Origin of the sequence: Nocardia africana NBRC 100379 (assembly GCF_001612635.1) — a bacterium.
GTDB classification, from domain to species: Bacteria; Actinomycetota; Actinomycetes; order Mycobacteriales; family Mycobacteriaceae; genus Nocardia; species Nocardia africana.
The window spans coordinates 202833-220046 of sequence record NZ_BDAV01000011.1 but is presented as its reverse complement, the minus strand read 5'-3'; the positions used below and the strand labels follow the sequence as shown (position 1 = coordinate 220046).

The 17214-nt window shown below is 69.4% G+C and carries 16 protein-coding genes; 4 read left to right on the top strand and 12 right to left on the bottom strand.

The features are described 5' to 3' along the window. Positions 1-190: 190 nt before the first annotated feature. Positions 191-664, top strand: coding sequence for an NUDIX hydrolase (locus NA3_RS20105; protein ID WP_063917613.1), 474 nt, complete (start codon positions 191-193; stop codon positions 662-664). A gap of 107 nt (positions 665-771) precedes the next feature. Here the strand turns inward: NA3_RS20105 and NA3_RS20100 are convergent, their stop codons facing one another. Next, a complete protein-coding gene (locus NA3_RS20100) occupies positions 772-1731 on the bottom strand; it encodes an SDR family oxidoreductase (RefSeq protein WP_062965147.1) in 960 nt (319 codons plus the stop codon). A 121-nt stretch (positions 1732-1852) separates the two neighbouring features. On the opposite strand from NA3_RS20100, the gene NA3_RS20095 reads away from it, so the two are divergent. Beyond that, positions 1853-2443 (top strand): TetR/AcrR family transcriptional regulator, encoded by a 591-nt coding sequence (locus tag NA3_RS20095; protein ID WP_062965146.1) that lies wholly within the window; start codon positions 1853-1855, stop codon positions 2441-2443. A gap of 144 nt (positions 2444-2587) precedes the next feature. On the opposite strand, the gene cbiE is transcribed toward NA3_RS20095, so the two are convergent. Together cbiE and dprE2 are read right to left on the bottom strand one after the other, a co-directional pair. Further along, positions 2588-3862, bottom strand: coding sequence for a precorrin-6y C5,15-methyltransferase (decarboxylating) subunit CbiE (cbiE, locus tag NA3_RS20090; RefSeq protein ID WP_084491747.1), 1275 nt, complete (start codon positions 3860-3862; stop codon positions 2588-2590). A 56-nt stretch (positions 3863-3918) separates the two neighbouring features. After that, positions 3919-4674: a decaprenylphospho-beta-D-erythro-pentofuranosid-2-ulose 2-reductase gene (gene dprE2 / locus NA3_RS20085; RefSeq protein ID WP_062965145.1), complete on the bottom strand. Its 756-nt coding sequence runs from the start codon at positions 4672-4674 to the stop codon at positions 3919-3921. 43 nt (positions 4675-4717) lie between these two features. Here dprE2 and NA3_RS20080 point away from each other — a divergent pair, with 43 nt between their 5' ends. Further along, a complete protein-coding gene (locus NA3_RS20080; protein ID WP_062965144.1) occupies positions 4718-5128 on the top strand; it encodes a TIGR03618 family F420-dependent PPOX class oxidoreductase in 411 nt (136 codons plus the stop codon). A 23-nt stretch (positions 5129-5151) separates the two neighbouring features. Here the strand turns inward: NA3_RS20080 and NA3_RS20075 are convergent, their stop codons facing one another. Further along, the gene (locus NA3_RS20075; RefSeq protein ID WP_062965143.1) at positions 5152-6279 is read right to left on the bottom strand and encodes a M24 family metallopeptidase; all 1128 of its coding nucleotides are present in this window, start codon (positions 6277-6279) and stop codon (positions 5152-5154) included. 103 nt (positions 6280-6382) lie between these two features. On the opposite strand from NA3_RS20075, the gene NA3_RS20070 reads away from it, so the two are divergent. Continuing rightward, positions 6383-7348 carry a 5'-3' exonuclease gene (locus tag NA3_RS20070; RefSeq protein WP_062965383.1) on the top strand — a complete coding sequence of 322 codons (966 nt, stop codon included), beginning with the start codon at positions 6383-6385 and terminating at the stop codon, positions 7346-7348. A gap of 107 nt (positions 7349-7455) precedes the next feature. On the opposite strand, the gene NA3_RS36120 is transcribed toward NA3_RS20070, so the two are convergent. The 8 genes from NA3_RS36120 to pafA all read right to left on the bottom strand — a co-directional run bounded on the left by NA3_RS36120 (position 7456) and on the right by pafA (position 17041). Beyond that, positions 7456-8193 carry a DUF4333 domain-containing protein gene (locus NA3_RS36120; protein ID WP_084491696.1) on the bottom strand — a complete coding sequence of 246 codons (738 nt, stop codon included), beginning with the start codon at positions 8191-8193 and terminating at the stop codon, positions 7456-7458. Between the two features lie 104 nt (positions 8194-8297). After that, positions 8298-10994, bottom strand: a complete 2697-nt coding sequence (locus NA3_RS20060) for a DEAD/DEAH box helicase (protein WP_062965381.1) — start codon at positions 10992-10994, stop codon at positions 8298-8300. Then, entirely contained in the window at positions 10991-11980 is a 990-nt protein-coding gene (gene tatC / locus NA3_RS20055; protein WP_062965142.1) for a twin-arginine translocase subunit TatC, read from the bottom strand. The genes NA3_RS20060 and tatC overlap by 4 nt, the downstream gene beginning before the upstream one ends. A 111-nt stretch (positions 11981-12091) precedes the next feature. Further along, on the bottom strand, positions 12092-12382 hold the full coding sequence (gene tatA, locus NA3_RS20050; protein WP_062965141.1) for a Sec-independent protein translocase subunit TatA: 291 nt from the start codon (positions 12380-12382) through the stop codon (positions 12092-12094). A gap of 99 nt (positions 12383-12481) precedes the next feature. Then, positions 12482-13525 (bottom strand): 2-dehydropantoate 2-reductase, encoded by a 1044-nt coding sequence (locus NA3_RS20045; protein WP_062965140.1) that lies wholly within the window; start codon positions 13523-13525, stop codon positions 12482-12484. Next, on the bottom strand, positions 13522-14526 hold the full coding sequence (locus NA3_RS20040; protein WP_062965139.1) for a helix-turn-helix transcriptional regulator: 1005 nt from the start codon (positions 14524-14526) through the stop codon (positions 13522-13524). The genes NA3_RS20045 and NA3_RS20040 overlap by 4 nt, the downstream gene beginning before the upstream one ends. 40 nt (positions 14527-14566) lie before the next feature. Beyond that, positions 14567-15562: a helix-turn-helix transcriptional regulator gene (locus NA3_RS20035; RefSeq protein ID WP_128145214.1), complete on the bottom strand. Its 996-nt coding sequence runs from the start codon at positions 15560-15562 to the stop codon at positions 14567-14569. 120 nt (positions 15563-15682) lie between these two features. Then, positions 15683-17041, bottom strand: a complete 1359-nt coding sequence (gene pafA / locus NA3_RS20030; protein ID WP_181320965.1) for a Pup--protein ligase — start codon at positions 17039-17041, stop codon at positions 15683-15685. Positions 17042-17214: the final 173 nt, after the last annotated feature.

Genomic DNA, 17214 nt, shown 5'->3' with positions numbered 1-17214 from the left:
TCCGTCGTTCGTGACCGGCTCGCGCCGATCGAGCGCTCTCGCCGACCCACGCGGTGGTGCCGGTCGGTACCAACTCGGCGAAAATCCGACGCACGGATGCCTTCCCGTCATACGCGGCCACGTTCATCCGCAATAATGGGTCATCACTGTACTGCCCGGGTGGTGCACCGATCGAGGGTTGGTGAGTCGGATGATCTCTACATCCATGCTCGACGAACTGTACGAACGCGCCGAAAAGGACGGTGTCGCACTACGAATCGGCACGATCATCGATCGCGGCGGGGAAGTTCTGCTGCTGGAACGTGACGACAGCGGCCCCATCAAGGCCACCCTCAAACTCCCCGGCACCACCGTCGAACCCGGCGAGCCGCTCGACGCGGCCGTGACGCGCGCCGTCGCCACCGAGACTGGACTGCTCGTCACCCGAATCCGTTGCCACGTAGGGTCTTTCGACTACCTCTCGCCCGTCGGAAAACCGGTCCGGCGCCTGCACTTCGCCGTCGACGTGGCCGCCACGTACCCCATCCGCCTGTCCGTCCACCGCGCCTACACCTGGGCGCCGCTGGACAGCGAGCTGCGCGTGACTCCCTCCATTCGCCGCATCCTCGAGGACTACCGCAAGATCGCCGAAGCCCGGACCCCGTTGTCGGAAACCTCGAGCTGAGAATGGTGTCCTCCGGTCGGCCATGTCGCCTGGACCCGGAAGACCCTGCAGCGCAAGTATTCTCGTGCGGCGTTGTCGCGGCGAGGTCGTCCACGGATATAGGCAGGTCAGCTCTGATCGTGCGAGCCGTGCGGCAGCCACACCTGTTCGGCCCGGACGCCGGCCTCCGGGGTGAAATAGTCGCCGGTCCGCAGGTCGTCGAGCAACGTCGCGTGGCCGGGCGCCCACCCCAGCAGCGCTCGGGTGTGGTCGCTGGATACCGGCACGTCGAGGGAGAAGAATCGGGCCAGAAACGGGTTCCCGAGATGTGCGGCGGCCTGTTCGAGGGTCAGCGAAGCGGTGGGGATGTCGAGCATGTGCGCGATCTGCTCCGCGATGCTCTTGATCGTGACAGCGCTTTCCCCGACGCCGTGTAGCACGCTGCCGGCGGGAGCCTTCTCCAGCGCCAACCGGAACAGGACCGCGGCGTCGGCCCGGTGGACCGCCGGCCACCGATTGTCGCCCTCGCCGATGTAGGCCGAGACCCCGGCCCTGCGCGCGGCCGCGATGAGAGCCGGAATGAACCCGTAGTCGCCTGGCCCGTGCACGGTCGGCGCGAGTCGTACAACGCTGGCTCGCACACCGCACTTGGCAAGACTCAGGCAGGTCTGCTCGCCGGCGATGCGGAAAGCCGCGACCGAATCGGGATCCGGCGCCTCCTGCTCGGTGCTGACCTGCCCGGCCCTGGTCACCAAGGTGCCCGAGGTGCTGACGAGCGGCTTGCCGGAGCCGGCCAGTGGCTGTCCGAGCGCCTCGATCGCCGCGCAGTCGCGGCGGATGAGGTCATCCGGATCCGCGTAGTCGCCCCCGTAGGCCATGTGCAGGACGCCGTCGGCGGCTGCCGCGCCGCCGCGCAGGCTGTCGAGGTCGTCCAGGGAGCCGGAATGCGGTGTCGCGCCGAGCGATTCCAGCCGTGCGGCCGCGGCCGCCGAGCGGGCCAAGCCGGTCACGGTATGACCGGCGGCGATCAGCTCGGTGACGACGGCGGGTCCGGTCTGACCGGAGCCACCGGTGACGAAGACGTGCATGGAACCTCCATTTTGCGCCAGTCACTGGCGCTACTTAGTGTCAGTGACTGACTCTACGCGTAGCGCCAGTCGCTGGCGCAACGTGATGCCAGTCACTGACACAACGCGGTAGGCTCGGAGGATGCCACGAAGCGGAGCAGAGGTGCGTCGCCGCCTGACCGAGGCCGCCCTCGAGCTGTACCGGGAACGAGGGTTCGACCAGACCACCGCGGCGCAGATCGCGGCCCGGGCCGGGGTCAACGAGCGCACCTTCTTCCGGCACTTTCCCGACAAGCGCGAGGTGCTCTTCGACGGCGAAGCCGACCTCCGCACCTCCCTGATGCAGGCGATCGCCGAAGCACCCCAGGGACCGAGTCCGTTCGATGTCCTGCTGTGCGCCTTCCGGACATCGGCCCGAAACCTGCAACGCGACCGCCCGTTCTCCGATCCACGATGGAAAGTCGTCGCCGCAACACCGGCGCTGCGCGAGCGCGAGCTGGCCAAACATGCTGTGCTCACCGACGCCGTGGCGGAGGCGCTGCGACAACGCGGTATCGAGACCGGGACGGCCGACCTCGCCGCCCGGACCGGCTGGGCCGCCTATCAACACGCGGTCCGAGCCTGGATCGACGACCCCGCGGACGGTCTGGACGCGCATCTCTCCCGCGCCTTCCACGAGCTGCGCGCCCTCGCCGCGGCCGCCGCACCGATACAGGCGGGCTCCGAACACTGACCGGGCCCGTCTCACCGAACGTCGCCGGTGGACTTGCCTCCCATGTCACCGAACCCGGCCTGCCGCAGCATGTTTCGAGTGCCGCAACCGGCTCTGGTCATATCCGTCACGGGTGACTACGGACGAGCATGGCGGATGCTGTGATCAGTTCGGCTTGACAGCGATCCACTGCGCCACCGGCAGATGCGGGCGCCAGGCTGTGAATCCGCCGAGTGGCTCGCCCCGGTAGATCTGGAATTTCCGCAGGTCACCACCGTGCGTCGCTGCCCACCGCAGCAGCATCGCCTCCGATTCCGCGGTCACGGCGTTGGCGACCAGACGCCCACCCGGCCGCAGCCGGTCCCAGCACGTCGCGAACAGCCCGTCCTGGGTGAGCCCCCCGCCGAGGAAGACCGCGTCGGGCACGGGGTCACCAGCTGCGGGCAGATCGGCGGGCGCCTCACCGCGCACATCGATCGCGGGCACTCCGAGCGCCGCGGCATTGGCGGCGATCTGTTCGCGCCGCGCCGCACTGCGCTCGAATGTTATTGCGCGACAGTCCGGATGGGTGCGGCACCATTCGATCGCGATGGTGCCCGCCCCGCCGCCCACATCCCACAGCAGTTCGCCGGGCGTCGGGGCGAGCGCGGCGAGCGACAGGGTGCGGACCTCCGCCTTGGTCAGCTGTCCGTCGCCACCGTACGAGGCATCCGGCAGACCCGGCAGGCGGGTGAGCCGGGGCGCGGCCGGATCACGGACCGCCTCGACGGCGACGATGTTCAACGGATCGCCGGGCGGCCGCGACCACCGCGCCGCCGTGGCGGCGACGATCCGTTCGCCGGGACCACCGAGTTGCTCCAGCACCGTCAGCCGCGACTCGCCGAAACCGTTGCACCGCAGTAGTTCCGCCACCCGCGCCGGAGAATGCTCGTCCGCGCTGAGCACCAGCAGCCGCCGGCCGTCGGCGAGTTCCGGCAGCACCGTCTCGAGGGGGCGGCCGACGATGCTCACCACCGGTGTGTGCGCACTCGCCCAGCCCAGTCGCGCACAGGCCAGCGTGGCCGACGACGGCTGCGGAAAGACCCGGACAGCCTGCGGCCCCAGCATGTTCGCCAGCGTGACGCCGATGCCGTAGAACATGGGATCACCGCTGGCCAGGACGCAGATGCGCGAACCGCGATGCGCGGCAAGCAGTTCCGGCAGCGCCGGCAACAGCGGAGTCGGCCAGGCTCGGCGATCCGCCGTGGTCGCGTCGGCGGGCACCAGCTCCAGCTGGCGGCGCGATCCGAAAAGCACCTGGGCCCCGGCGATCTCGGCGCGTACGCGCGGACTCAACCCCGGCCAGCCGTCGGCGCCGATGCCCACCACCGCGATCACGCGATCGCTCTCCGGTGTGTGCTGCGTGTCTCCGGTTGCGAGAGCGGGTTGTTCGCCTGTCATACCTTCACCGGCCGCCGTCGCGACGCTCCGGCCCGCAGACGGTGTGGTCGCGCACATCAGCGGGGCATCCGGCGCCAGACGGCCCGCGGCACCCATCGGGCTACCGCGAAGGCGAACCGCAGGGTGCTCGGCACCCACACTTCGCCCGCACGCCGGCGCAATCCGGAAACCACCGCGTCGGCCACCTGCTGCGGCGTACTCGACAGCGGCGCCGGGCTCATTCCCTCGGTCATCCGGCCGATCACGAAACCCGGCCGTACCAGCAGCAGATGAACGCCGCTGCCGTGCAGCGCATCCGACAGTCCCGACGCGAATCCGTCCAGCCCCGCCTTGCCCGAACCGTAGACGTAGTTGGCACGCCGCACGCGCACGCCGGCAACCGAGCTGAACACCACCAGCTGGCCGCTGCCCTGGGCGCGCAGCAGATTCGCCAGCACGGTCAGCAGGCTCACCTGCGCGACGAAGTCGGTGTGCAATACCGCGACCGCTGCGGCCGGATCCTGTTCGGCGCGGGCCTGATCCCCCAATACCCCGAAGGCGAGAATAGCCGCCCCGATCCGGCCGTGGTCGGCGGCCAGTTTCTCCAGCAGCGGCTGATGGCCCGACAGGTCGTCGGCGTCGAATTCCACCGCATGAACCGCGCGAGCGCCCGCCGCGCGCAGCATCGCGGTCTCCTCCCCCAGCCGATCGCTGCGGCGCGCCGCGAGCACGACCTCGCGGCCCGCGCAGATCCGGCGGACGACCTCGAGTCCCATCTCGCTGCGCCCGCCGAACAGCACGATCACCCCGTCGTCGACCTCACGCACACCCATGTCGCATAGTCTGCCATCGGCGCCGGTTGCTAGCGTCGCAGCCATGACGAGTACCGCGGCCGCGCGCATCGACCTGTCTCCCACCGCGCTGGAGTTCGTGACCGAACGGCATCTGGCCACACTGACCACACTGCGCGCGGACGGTACTCCACACGTCGTCGCGGTGGGCTTCACCTGGGATCCCGAGGCCGGTATCGCGCGGGTGATCACCAGCGGTCCCAGCACCAAGGCGCGCAACGCGGACCGGCGCGGCTACGCGGCGCTGAGCCAGGTCGACGGCCCCCGCTGGCTCACCCTCGAGGGCCCGGCCGAGGTCTGGACCGATCGCGACCGGGTCGCCGAGGCGGAAGCACGCTACGCCGAGCGCTACCGCACCCCGCGCGAGAACCCGCAGCGCGTGGTCATCGCGGTGCGCGTCGCGCGGGTGTTGTCGAGCAGCACCCTGCGCGGCTGAACGACACCGGCGCCGACCAGGCCTTACAGCACGGTCAGGCCGTGCGGACGCCGATTCACCGATTCGCCGCCGTCCTCGGTGACCACCACGATGTCCTCGATGCGAGCACCCCATTCGCCGCCGAAGTAGATGCCCGGCTCGACGCTGAACGCCATCCCCGGACGCAGCACGGTCTCGTTGCCCGCCACGATGTAGGGCTCCTCGTGCACCGACAGCCCGATGCCGTGGCCCGTGCGGTGAATGAAGGCCTCACCGAAACCCGACTCGGACAACAGGTTCCGCGCCGCGGCGTCGACGGATTCGGCGGTGGCGCCCGGTCGCACGGCGGCCACCGCGGCGGCCTGCGCGCGTTCGAGTGCGGCATAGCGTTCGGCGATCTCCGGATCGGGCTCGCCCAGGACGTAGGTGCGGGTGGAATCGGAGAAATACCCGGGCTCGACGGGACCGCCGATATCGATGACCACCACGTCACCGGCTTCGATGATCCGGTCGGAATGGCTGTGGTGTGGATTGGCGCCGTTGGGTCCACTGCCGACGATCACGAAATCGGCGCGGTCGTGCCCTTCCGCCACGATCGCGGCGGTGATGTCGGCGGCGACCTCGGCCTCGGTGCGGCCCGGCCGCAGCCACTCACCCATCCGGGCATGGACCCGATCGATGGCCGCACCCGCGCGGCGCAGGGCGTCGATCTCGGCCGCATCCTTGACCATCCGCAGCTCCCGGATGATCGGTGTCGCCGACACCGGCATGGCCGTCAGCGCGTCCGCGATCGGGAGCAGATGCAGGGCGGGCATGGCATCGTCGACCGCGACCCGCGCGCCCGCGTTCAGCGTCGATTTCACGACTCCGTACGGGTCCACGCCGTCCACCCACGACACCATGTGCAATCCGAGTTCCCCGGCGGCCGAGCCGTCCAGCGCGGCCAGCTCCAGCTTCGGCACCACGACCGACGGAGTTTCGCCGCTGGCCGGAACGACCAGGCAGGTGAGCCGCTCGAACGATTGCGCGGCCGACCCCAGCAGATATCGCAGATCCGGTCCGGGCGTGATCAGCAGCGCGTCCAGATGTGCCGCGCGGGTCAGCTCCGCCGCCCGCTCCAGCCGCTTGCCGTAGATCTCGGCACCGAATCGTGACTCCGTATGCGCGCTCATGCGATACGACGTTACCCGCCACGCGGGACACGGTCCGGACGATCACGACGTTCGCGACCGGGTCGTGGCCGGATTGTCGGTGCGGCCCGGTAGCGTCTGCGCCATGCTCACCCCCAGTGCGAGTGACCGGCCACTGTTGCTGCTCGACGGCGCGAGCCTGTGGTTCCGGGCGTTCTACGCCATCCCGGAGAAGATCACCGCGCCCGACGGCCGGCCCGTGAACGCACTACGCGGTTTCACCGACATGGTCGCCGCGCTGGTCACCCGGCACAATCCGGGCCGCCTGGTGGTGTGCCTCGATCTCGACTGGCGCCCCGCCTTCCGCGTCGAGCTCGTGCCCTCCTACAAAGCCCACCGGCTCGACACCGCCGCGGGCGCCCAGCCCGGCTCCGAAGAGGTGCCCGACACGCTCACCCCGCAGGTCGACATGATCACCGAGATGCTCGCGGCGGCCGGGATCGCGACCGCCGGTGCGGCCGGCCTGGAGGCCGACGACGTGATCGGCACCCTCGCCGCCCGCGAACGCGACAACGAGGTGATCGTGGTCAGCGGTGATCGCGATCTGCTGCAGGTGGTGCGCGCCGACGCTCCCCCGGTCCACGTCTTCTATGTGGGCCGCGGGCTGGCCAAGGCCGAACTCTGGGGCCCCGCCGAGGTGGCCGCGAAATACGGTGTGCCGCAAGAGAATGCGGGCCCGGCCTACGCCGATATGGCGACGCTGCGCGGCGATGCGTCCGACGGCCTGCCCGGCGTCGCCGGGATCGGTGACAAGTCCGCCGCCACGCTGATCTCGCGGTACGGCTCGCTCGAAGCGCTCGTGGCCGCGGTCGCCGATCCCGCCTCCGATCTGGCGCGCGGCGTGCGCGCGAAACTCGCTGCGGCCGAAGACTATCTGAAGGCGGCAGCGCCCGTGGTGCGGGTCGTCCGCGACGCCGAGGTCGAACTGTCCGGCCCTGATCTACTCCCCGCCGAACCGGCCGACCCGGACGCGCTGCACGCGCTCGCCACCGCCTACAACGCCGAAAGCCCCGTCAAGCGACTGACCGCCGCGCTCGCGTCGAACGCCTGATCGTCACCGTCGCGAAAAGCATTGGCTGTCAAGTGCTCTCGTGACTGTGAGGTCCCGGCGGCCGTCGACCACGAGGGCATTCGCACGGCCGTCGGTCCGTCTCACGCTCAGTTGGGCCGGCCGACCTCGTAGGTGCCGTCGTCCTTGGTGATCTTGACGGTGACCTTCTTCTGCTCGCCACCGACCTTCAGGGTGCAGTCGAAGGTGCCACCGACCTCGACCTTCTGACCCGAGGGGCAGCTGACGTTCTGGACGTCGTCGATGCCGTAGGAATCCTTGAGGACCTTCTGCACGCCGTCCTGCACGGCCTTGTTGTCCAGTTTGTCGCTGCCGAGGAAGACGAAGGCGAGGACCACGGCGACGACCACCACGACCAGCAGGCCGATACCGCCGAAGAGCAGGCCCTTCTTCGACTTCTTGGCGGGCGTGGTGCTCAGCTGCGGTTCCTGCATCCCCCACTGCTGCTGCGATTGGTCGGGCTGCGGCGCCCACCCCTGCTGCGTGGGCTGCTGCTGCGCCCACTGCTGCTGCGACGGCTGCTGCGGCTGACTCCACTGCTGCTGGGTCGGTTCCCACGGCTGCGCCTGGGCCGGCGGCTGCTGCGGCCAGGACGGCTGGCTCTGGCCACCCCATTGCGGCTGCTGCGGCTGCTGCGGCTGGGGCGCCCACTGCTGCTGCGAGGGTGCGGGCTGACCCCACTGGGGCTGCTGCGGCTGCTGGCCACCCCACTGCGGCGCCGGTCCGGACTGGCCGGGCTGCGGCTGCCCCGACCACTGCTGGGCCGGATCGCCGCTGTGGCCCTCCCCTGGGCCAGGGGTCTCGTTCGGTCCGTACGGGCCGCTCATGTGCCTGCCTCCACTCGCACTCGTCGTCTCACATCCCCCCGCGTGAGGTGATCAGGCCCTCACCACGGTCGGTACCGGTAGTCATCCAATCACAGCCCCGCGCGCTACGCGGCGTCCACCGCCACAACGCCACGCCGGATGGCACGCACCGACTTGGCGGCGGTGGCGGCGACTTCGGTGTCGTCGGCGGTCTGGTGGATCTGGTCGAGCAGATCGATCACCTGCCGGCACCAGCGTACGAAGTCACCCGCCGACAACGCACTGCCCTGATCGCCACTGGCCAGCAACGATTCGGCCAATCCATCGCCGCGGGCCCATTTGTAGATGCCGGTGACGAAGCCCAGATCCGGTTCCCGGGTCGGCGGCAGTTTGTGCCGTGCCTCGTCGGTACGCAGCTGGCTCCACACGCCGATGGTGGCGCCGACCGCGCGCCGGACCGGTTCGGTCGGACCGGCCGGGCCGAGGTAGCCGCCCTCCTGCCGCGACTCGAAGACCAGTACCGACACCACGCCCGCGAGTTCGGCGGCGCCGAGCCCGCGCCACAGCCCCTGCCGAAGGCATTCGGCCACCACGAGATCCGCTTCGGTGTAGATCCGGGCGAGCCGCCGGCCGTCGGCGGTGACCTCCCCGCCGTCGACATAGCCGCGCTCACTCAGCAGCGCGACGATCCGATCGAAGGTGCGCGCGAGCGAATTCGTTGTCGCAGCGACCTTCTGGCGCATCGACTCGGTCTCGCGCTCGAGCCGGTTGTAGCGCTCCCCCAGCCGGGCCAGCTGCTCCCGGTCGGGCCGGGAGTGAGCGGGATGAGCACGCAGCGCACGCCGCAGCGTCGCCAATTCCCGATCGTCGGCCGCACGCGCGCGACCCCCGCGCCGGGCCCGGCCGGGTACCGCGATTCCCGTGCTACGCAACGCCGATGCCAGATCGCGGCGCGCTCGCGCGGTGCGGTGATCGACGTGGCGGGGCAGCCGCATCCGGCCCAGCGGTTGAGCCGGCGTCGGGAAGTCGGCGGCCGAGACGCGACCGGCCCACGTGTCGGCGGTCAGCACCAGCGGACGGGGATCGCCCGGACTGGCATCCGGTTCGAGAATCACCGCGAGGCCCTGGCGGCGCCCGGTCGGGATGGCCACCACGTCACCGCGGCGCAACGAGGTCAGCGACTCGACCGCGGCCCCGCGCCGATCGGCGCGTCCCTGCCGTTCCAGTTCGCGTTCGCGCTGTTTGATCCGCTCGCGCAGGGAGAGGTATTCGAGGAATCCGTCGTCACCGATCTGCGAGCGCAGCTTGCGCACCTGTGCCTCGTTGCGCTCGATACCGCGGACCAGGCCCACCACCGACCGGTCGGCCTGGAACTGCGCGAACGAGCGCTCCAGCAACTCCCGCGACTGCGCGGCGCCCATCCGGTCGATGAGGTTGATCGACATGTTGTAACCGGGCCGGAACGAGCTGCGCAACGGATAGGTGCGGGTCGAGGCCAGGCCGGCGACCGCGCTGGTGTCGACATCCGGATGCCACATCACCACCGCGTGGCCCTCGACGTCGATACCGCGCCGCCCGGCTCGGCCGGTGAGCTGCGTGTACTCCCCGGGAGTCAGCTCGGCGTGAGTTTCGCCGTTGAACTTCACCAGCCGTTCCAGCACCACCGTGCGCGCCGGCATGTTGATGCCGAGAGCCAGTGTCTCCGTGGCGAATACGGCCCGCACCAGCCCGCGGACGAACAATTCCTCCACGGTGTGCCGGAAGGCGGGCAGCATGCCGGCGTGATGGGCGGCCAGGCCGCGGTAGAGCGCTTCTCGCCATTCCCAATAGCCGAGCACATCGAGATCCGCGCGCGGCAGATCACCGGTATGGCGCTCGATCACCGCCTCGATCTCCGCCGCGTCGTCGGGACGGCTCAGATCCAGGCGCGAGCGCAGGCACTGGGCGAGGGCACCGTCACAGCCGGCCCGGCTGAAGATGAAGGTGATCGCCGGCAGCAACCCTTCGTCGTCGAGGCGGGCGAGCATCTCCGGGCGCGGCAGCGGCCGGAAGTCACGGCGCGGACCACCGCGATGGCGCGGCCCGGACCAGCCGTTCATCCGGTCGGCCGCCTCGCGATGTTTGATGTAGCGAACCAGATCCTCGTCGACGAGAATCTTCTGATCGCTGGACTTCGTATCGAACAGATCGAACAGCCGCCGCCCGACCATCACGTGCTGCCACAGCGGCACCGGCCGCGTCTCGTCGACGATGACGGCGGTATCGCCCCGCACGGTCTCCATCCACGCGCCGAACTCCTCGGCATTGCTGACCGTCGCCGACAGGCTCACCAGACGCACCTCCGGCGGCAGATGCAGAATGACCTCTTCCCACACCGCGCCGCGGAACCGGTCGGCCAGATAGTGCACCTCGTCCATGACGACGAACGACAGCGCGTGCAGCGCGTCCGAGCCCGCGTAGAGCATGTTGCGCAGCACTTCGGTGGTCATGACCACGACCCGGGCGTCCGGATTGATCGACTGATCACCGGTCAGCAGCCCCACCGCGTCGCGGCCGTAGCGGTCCACCAGATCGGCGTACTTCTGATTCGACAGCGCCTTGATCGGGGTGGTGTAGAAGCACTTGCCACCGGCCGCGCGGGCCAGGTGCACGGCGAATTCCCCGACGACGGTCTTACCGGCGCCGGTCGGCGCGCACACCAGCACACTGTGCCCGTTCTCCAGCGCCACACAGGCCTGCTGTTGGAACGGGTCCAGGGAGAATTTCAGGTCGGCGGCGAATGCCGCGAGTTCGCCAGTCAGCGACGGTTGTCCCACGCTCAGAGGGTATCGGAGTAGTCCGACACCGGGCGCGGAGTTTTCGCCGCCGGATCGGCCGAGACCGGTCCGCTCGCCGTCACCGGCTGGGCGGGCTCCACCGGGCTCACACCGTCCAGATCGTCGGGGCCGGCCAGCGGCGAGGCCTCGTCGTCGGACAGCGCGTCCCAGTTGTCGCCCCGGCGGGCGCGGCGGCGGTCGTTGAGCCGGGCGATCTGCACGGCCACCTCGAACAGCACGGTGAGCGCGGCGGCCAACGCCAGCATCGAGAACGGATCCTGCGGGGTGACGATCGCGGCGAAGACGAACAGCCCGAAGATCATGCCGCGGCGCCACTTCTTGAGCCGCTCGTAGGTCAGCACGCCGACCATGTTCAGCCCGATGATCAGCAGCGGTGTCTCGAAGCTGACCCCGAAGATGATCAGCAGCTTGATGATGAATCCGAAGTACTGACTACCGCTGAGCGCGGTGATCTGCACATTGCTGCCGATCCCCATCAGGAAGCTCAGCGCATGCGCCACCACCCAGTACGCCAGCACCGCGCCGGTGACGAACAGCACCACACCGGAGGCGACGAAGCTGATCGCGTACTTGCGCTCCTTGGCGTAGAGGCCCGGCGTGACGAACGCCCACAGCTGGTACAGCCAGATCGGGCAGGCCATCACCACGCCCGCGGTGAAGGCGACCTTGAACCGCAGCATGAACTGTTCGAACGGTGCGGTGGCCAGCAGCCGGCAGGCGCCGTCGGTGGTCAGCTGCGCCCGATGTTCCGGCGGCAGCGAGCAGTACGGCCCGCGCAGCAGGTCGCCCAGGCTCTCGATGCCGAGGAAGGAATGCGAGTACCAGAGGAATCCGAGCACCGTGGTCAGCGCCACAGCCAGCAGCGACTTCAACAGTCGCGAACGCAACTCTTGCAGATGTTCGACCAACGACATGGTGCCGTCGGGATTCGTCCTGCGCCGGCTACGGCGGGGGTCGAACGGAATGCGCATGGATGTGACTGCCTCGCTGATCACCTGGCCGGATCCGGATGAAACGCCCAACCGCCATCGCACCGCCACCCCGCGGGCGTTGCCGGGGTGACGGCCTCGAGACGGACCGGATCAGGCCGTGTGACGATCCTTGTCGGCCTGCGGTGCCGGATTCACCGGCTGGGCAGGCGGCAGTTCGGCCGCGGGCGCCGGCTGCTGCGCGGTGCCGGACGCGTTCGCCGATCCCGTGTTCGCAGAACCCGCGTTCGCCGAGCCCTCGGAATGCATCTCGCTCATCTCGCTCTTGAAGATGCGCAAGGAACGTCCGAGACCCCGGGCGGCGTCGGGCAGCCGCTTGGCGCCGAACAGCAGCAGGATCACCAACGCAATGATGAGCCAGTGCGTCGGGCTCAATGAACCCATCGAAAACCTCCCAAGACTGTGGTATGTCCGATGCTACCGGACCCCGATCCGGCGACTACGCGCGTCGTCACCCGGAGACCGGCGAGATGCCGGCGCGGGTCAGCGCGATACCGGTCCCGTGGCCTCGGCGGTCGCGGCCCCGCGCAGTTCCGCGAGCAGGTCGGACCCGCTCCAGCGACGTTCGTCGCCGTTCTCGGCGGCCCGGATCAATGCGACCAGCCGCGCGTTCACCGGGGTGGGCACCGCCACCATCCGGCCCAGCTCGACGATCTCCCCACAGAGCCAATCGATTTCGGTACGCCGGCCCAGGGCCAGATCGTCGGCCATCGACGAGCGCGCCATCGGATCCACCGCGAGCACCCGTCCGGCCACCCGCTCGAAGACGGCATCGGGAACCGTCAGCAGGCGGGCCATCACCCGCGGCGGCAGGACGGTCAGCCGCGCGGGACGGATCCGGGCGCGCCGCATCACCGCGAGCGCCTCGGTCTGCGCCAGCGCCAGGCAGCGCCGGTAGTCGCGGGTGGCCAATTCCTCCCGCAGCGGCCGGCCCGAGAGCGCGTTGATCGCGTTGTTGAGGTTCAGCAGCAGCTTGGCCCACTGCACCGGGCGCAGATCGGAATGGCGGTCCAAGGGCAGCCCGGCCCGCTCGAACAGCGGCGCGAAGCGGGACAGCGCCGGATCGTCGGACACCGCCACGGTGCCGTCGGTGCCGCGATGGAAATGGCCGGGACCGCTGTGCACGACGTTGAACATCACCATGCCTGCCGAGACCACCGCCGCGGGCAGCGCCTCCCGGATGGCCGCATCGTTGCCGACGCCGTTCTGCAGGCTGATCACCACCGTGTCCGGGCGCACTCGGTCGCGCAGTTGCGCCGCGGCCTGGGCGGTCTGCGCCGATTTCACGGTGACCAGCACCAGGTCGGCGGTCGCGGCACTGTCCGGTTCGGTCTCGGTGCGGAAGCCGCTCGCCGCGACGCGCTCGTCGCCGCCGTCCAGATCGGTCAGCCGCAGTCCGTGGGTGCCGATCTCGTCCAGCAACCGTGGGCGCCCGACGAAACTCACCTCGGCGCCGGCGGCGGCGAGTTTGCCACCGACGAACAGGCCGATACTTCCGGCGCCGAGCACTGTCACCCGGAACGTCACGCGGGCCCGACCTCCTCGACCATGTTCCGGTCGTATCCGAGATCACCGACGTGGTCGTAGGCGGCCAGCGCCGCGGCCGAACGTTCCCGCACCGCGCTCACCAGTTCGGGTGGCCCCAGCACGGTGACACCGGAACCGAAGCCGAGCAGCAGTCGCGCGATCCAGCCCAGCGTGGCGAACCGCATGGTCGCCTCGACGCTGCCGTCGGGATGCACGACCACCGGATGCATCGGATACTGGTCCAGCACCCATCCGTAGTCGGCACGAATGCGCAAGCGCGCCAAGGCAACTGCGGGATCATCGGAGAACAGGTCCAGGCCCGCGGACTCCTCGGTGGCGTGGCTGGGCGGGTTCGCCGGCTCCTCGAGTTCGGTGGCCTCCTCGATCCGGTCGAACCGGAACAGCCGCACACCCTCCGCCTGCCGGCACCACGCCTGCAGATAGGAGTTGTTGTCCACCAGCACGATTCGGATCGGGTCGACGACGCGCTCGGACACCACATCCCGGCTCGCCGAGTAGTACACCAGCCGCAGCGCGCGCCCGTCGGCCAGCGCGGAACGCACGGTGGTCACCGCCGGCGCCTCGACCGGTTCCGCGGTGTCGGGTTCGCTGCGCTGGCCGGCCTCGCCGGAGATGGCGGATTCGATCTTGGCGGTGGCCGAGCGGGCCGCGGTCGGATCGACCATGCCCGGCAGATCCGCGATCGAGCGCAAGGCCACCAGCAGTGCCGTCGCCTCGATCGAGGTCAGCCGCAGCGGCCGGTCGATCCCGGCGGAGAACGTGACCTCGATGCTCTCCTCGGAGAACGACAGGTCGATCAGATCGCCCGGACCGTAGCCGGGCAGTCCGCACATCCAGAGCTGATTGAGGTCGCTCATCAACTGTTTGGTGCTGACACCGAGTTCCGCGGCCGCCTCGGGGGCACTGATCCCCGGGTTCGCGAGGAAGTACGGGACCATATTCAGCAGACGGGACAGTCGCGTCGACAATCGGCTGCTCATCGCCGCACCCCCGCCCGGGCCGCTCCGACGCTCACGCGTCTCATGCCGACACCTCCGTCCGTTCCAGTACCGACCGCAGCCGCGCGATCACATCGGCCCGCAGATCCTCCGGGGCCAGCACCAGCGCATCCGGGCCGAGGCCGGTGATCAGCCGCGCCAGCCAGTCCCGCGACCGCACCGGCACCTCCACCACCGAACCCGGGCGGCCGGCGACCGTCTCCTCGGCGATCACCACGCCCAGCCGGCGGATCTCCTGGCCGCGATCCTTCGCCACCCACACGGTGGCCGATCCGCTCACCGGCGCCGCACCCGTCACCCGCGCCACGATCCGGCGCAGGTCCACATCCGCCGGTTTGTGCACGGCGTTCTCCGGCCCATACACCTCCACGTCCGCACCGATCCGCGACAACCGGAAGGTCCGCACGGCGTCCCGGTCGCGATCATGGCCGACCAGATACCAGCGCCCGTGCCGGGTCACCACACCCCACGGCTCCACGTCTCGCGTGGTGTATGGCGCGTTGTGGGTGACGCGATGCTCGAATCGCACCGCCCGTCCCGCGTCGATGGCCGCCAGCAGTTTGCCCAGGGCGGCCTCCGACCCGCGGGTGCGCGCCGGGACCGCGGGCACCGACGCCGAGGCCGCGTCCGGGTCGACGTGCACACCGGCGGCCCGCAACTTGAGCACCGCGCTCTCCGCGGCGCTGGCCAGCTCCGGAGACTCCCACAACTGCACCGCCACCGCGACCGCCGCCGCTTCCGCGCTGGTCAGGTCGATATCGGGCAGTTCGTAGGCATCGCGATTGATGCGATACCCCTCCTGCCCGGAGAACCGGCCCACCGGGCCGACCTCCAGCGGGATCCCCAGATCCCGCAGTTCGTTCTTGTCGCGCTCGAACATCCGGCTGAACGCTTCGTCGCTGGCCGAATCCTCGTAGCCGGCAACGCTGTCGCGAATGCGTTCCGCGGTCAGGAACTGCCGGGTCGACAGCAGCGCGATCACCAGATTCATCAGCCGCTCGACCTTGGAAATCGCCACCCGACACAGAGTAATCGGACTCCCCGGACGACGGTGCACCACCGCACCGATCCGCGCCGGGATATCGCTGCCGGCAGCCGGATCGACCGGCCCCGCGACTCACCGCGGGGCCGTCTGCTCTCACATCGAGGCGATCAACCGATCCACGCGCTCGTCCACGGACCGGAAGGGGTCCTTGCACAAGACCGTGCGCTGCGCCTGATCGTTCAGCTTCAGGTGCACCCAGTCGACGGTGAAATCGCGGCCCGCCTCCTGCGCGGCGGTGATGAAATCACCGCGCAGTTTGGCCCGCGTCGTCTGCGGTGGAGTCGTCACCGCGGCATCGACCGCCTCGTCCTCGGTGATCCGCTTGACCAGACCCTTGCGCTGCAGCAGATCGAACACTCCGCGACCGCGCTTGATGTCGTGATAGGCCAGATCCAGCTGAGCGATCTTCGGATCGGACAGCTCCATCGAGTACCGGTCCTGGTAGCGCTGGAACAGCTTGCGCTTGATCACCCAGTCGATCTCGGTGTCGACCTTCGCGAAATCCTGCGCCTCGACCGCGTCGAGCGTGCGACCCCACAGATCCACCACGGCGTCCACCTGCGGATCGCGCTCGCGATTGCGCAGATGCTCGACCGCGCGGGCGTAGTACTCGCGCTGGATGTCGAGCGCGCTGGCCTGACGGCCACCCGCCAGCCGCACCGGTCGCCGGCCGGTCAGATCGTGGCTGACCTCGCGGATCGCGCGGATCGGATTGTCGAGCGCGAAATCGCGGAACGACACCCCCGCCTCGATCATCTCCAGCACCAGCGCCGCGGTGCCCACCTTCAGCATGGTGGTGGGTTCGGCCATGTTCGAGTCGCCGACGATCACATGCAGGCGGCGGTACTTCTCCGCGTCGGCATGCGGCTCGTCGCGCGTGTTGATGATCGGCCGCGACCGCGTGGTCGCCGACGACACCCCTTCCCAGATGTGCTCGGCCCGCTGCGACAGGCAGAACGTGGCCGCCTTCGGCGTCTGCAGGATCTTTCCGGCACCGCAGATCAGCTGCCTGGTCACCAGGAACGGCAACAGCACATCCGAGATCCGGGAGAACTCGCCGGCCCGCACCACGAGGAAGTTCTCGTGGCAGCCGTAGGAGTTGCCTGCCGAATCGGTGTTGTTCTTGAACAGATAGATGTCACCGCCGATCCCCTCCTCGGCCAAGCGCTGCTCGGCATCGATCAGCAACTCCTCGAGCACCCGCTCACCCGCGCGATCGTGGGTGACCAGCTGAACCAGCGAGTCACATTCGGCCGTCGCATACTCCGGATGGGAACCGACATCGAGATAGAGCCGCGCTCCGTTGCGGAGAAATACGTTCGAACTACGGCCCCAGGACACCACCCGGCGGAACAGATACCGGGCCACCTCGTCAGGACTCAACCGACGGTGACCGTGGAACGTGCACGTCACCCCGAACTCGGTCTCGATCCCCATAATTCGTCGCTGCACACCATCGACATTACGGCAAAGCGAACGGCGAAAGTGGCTGTGCGAGCAAGCGGTTGCATACGGGTTCACAACAATATGGGCTGCACTGGATGGCGACGTCTCCGGCAGCGCGGGGTTCGCGGTCCTCCGGGCCTCGTCGTCGGGCACTCGCTGGATGCCCGTCTGTGGGGCAC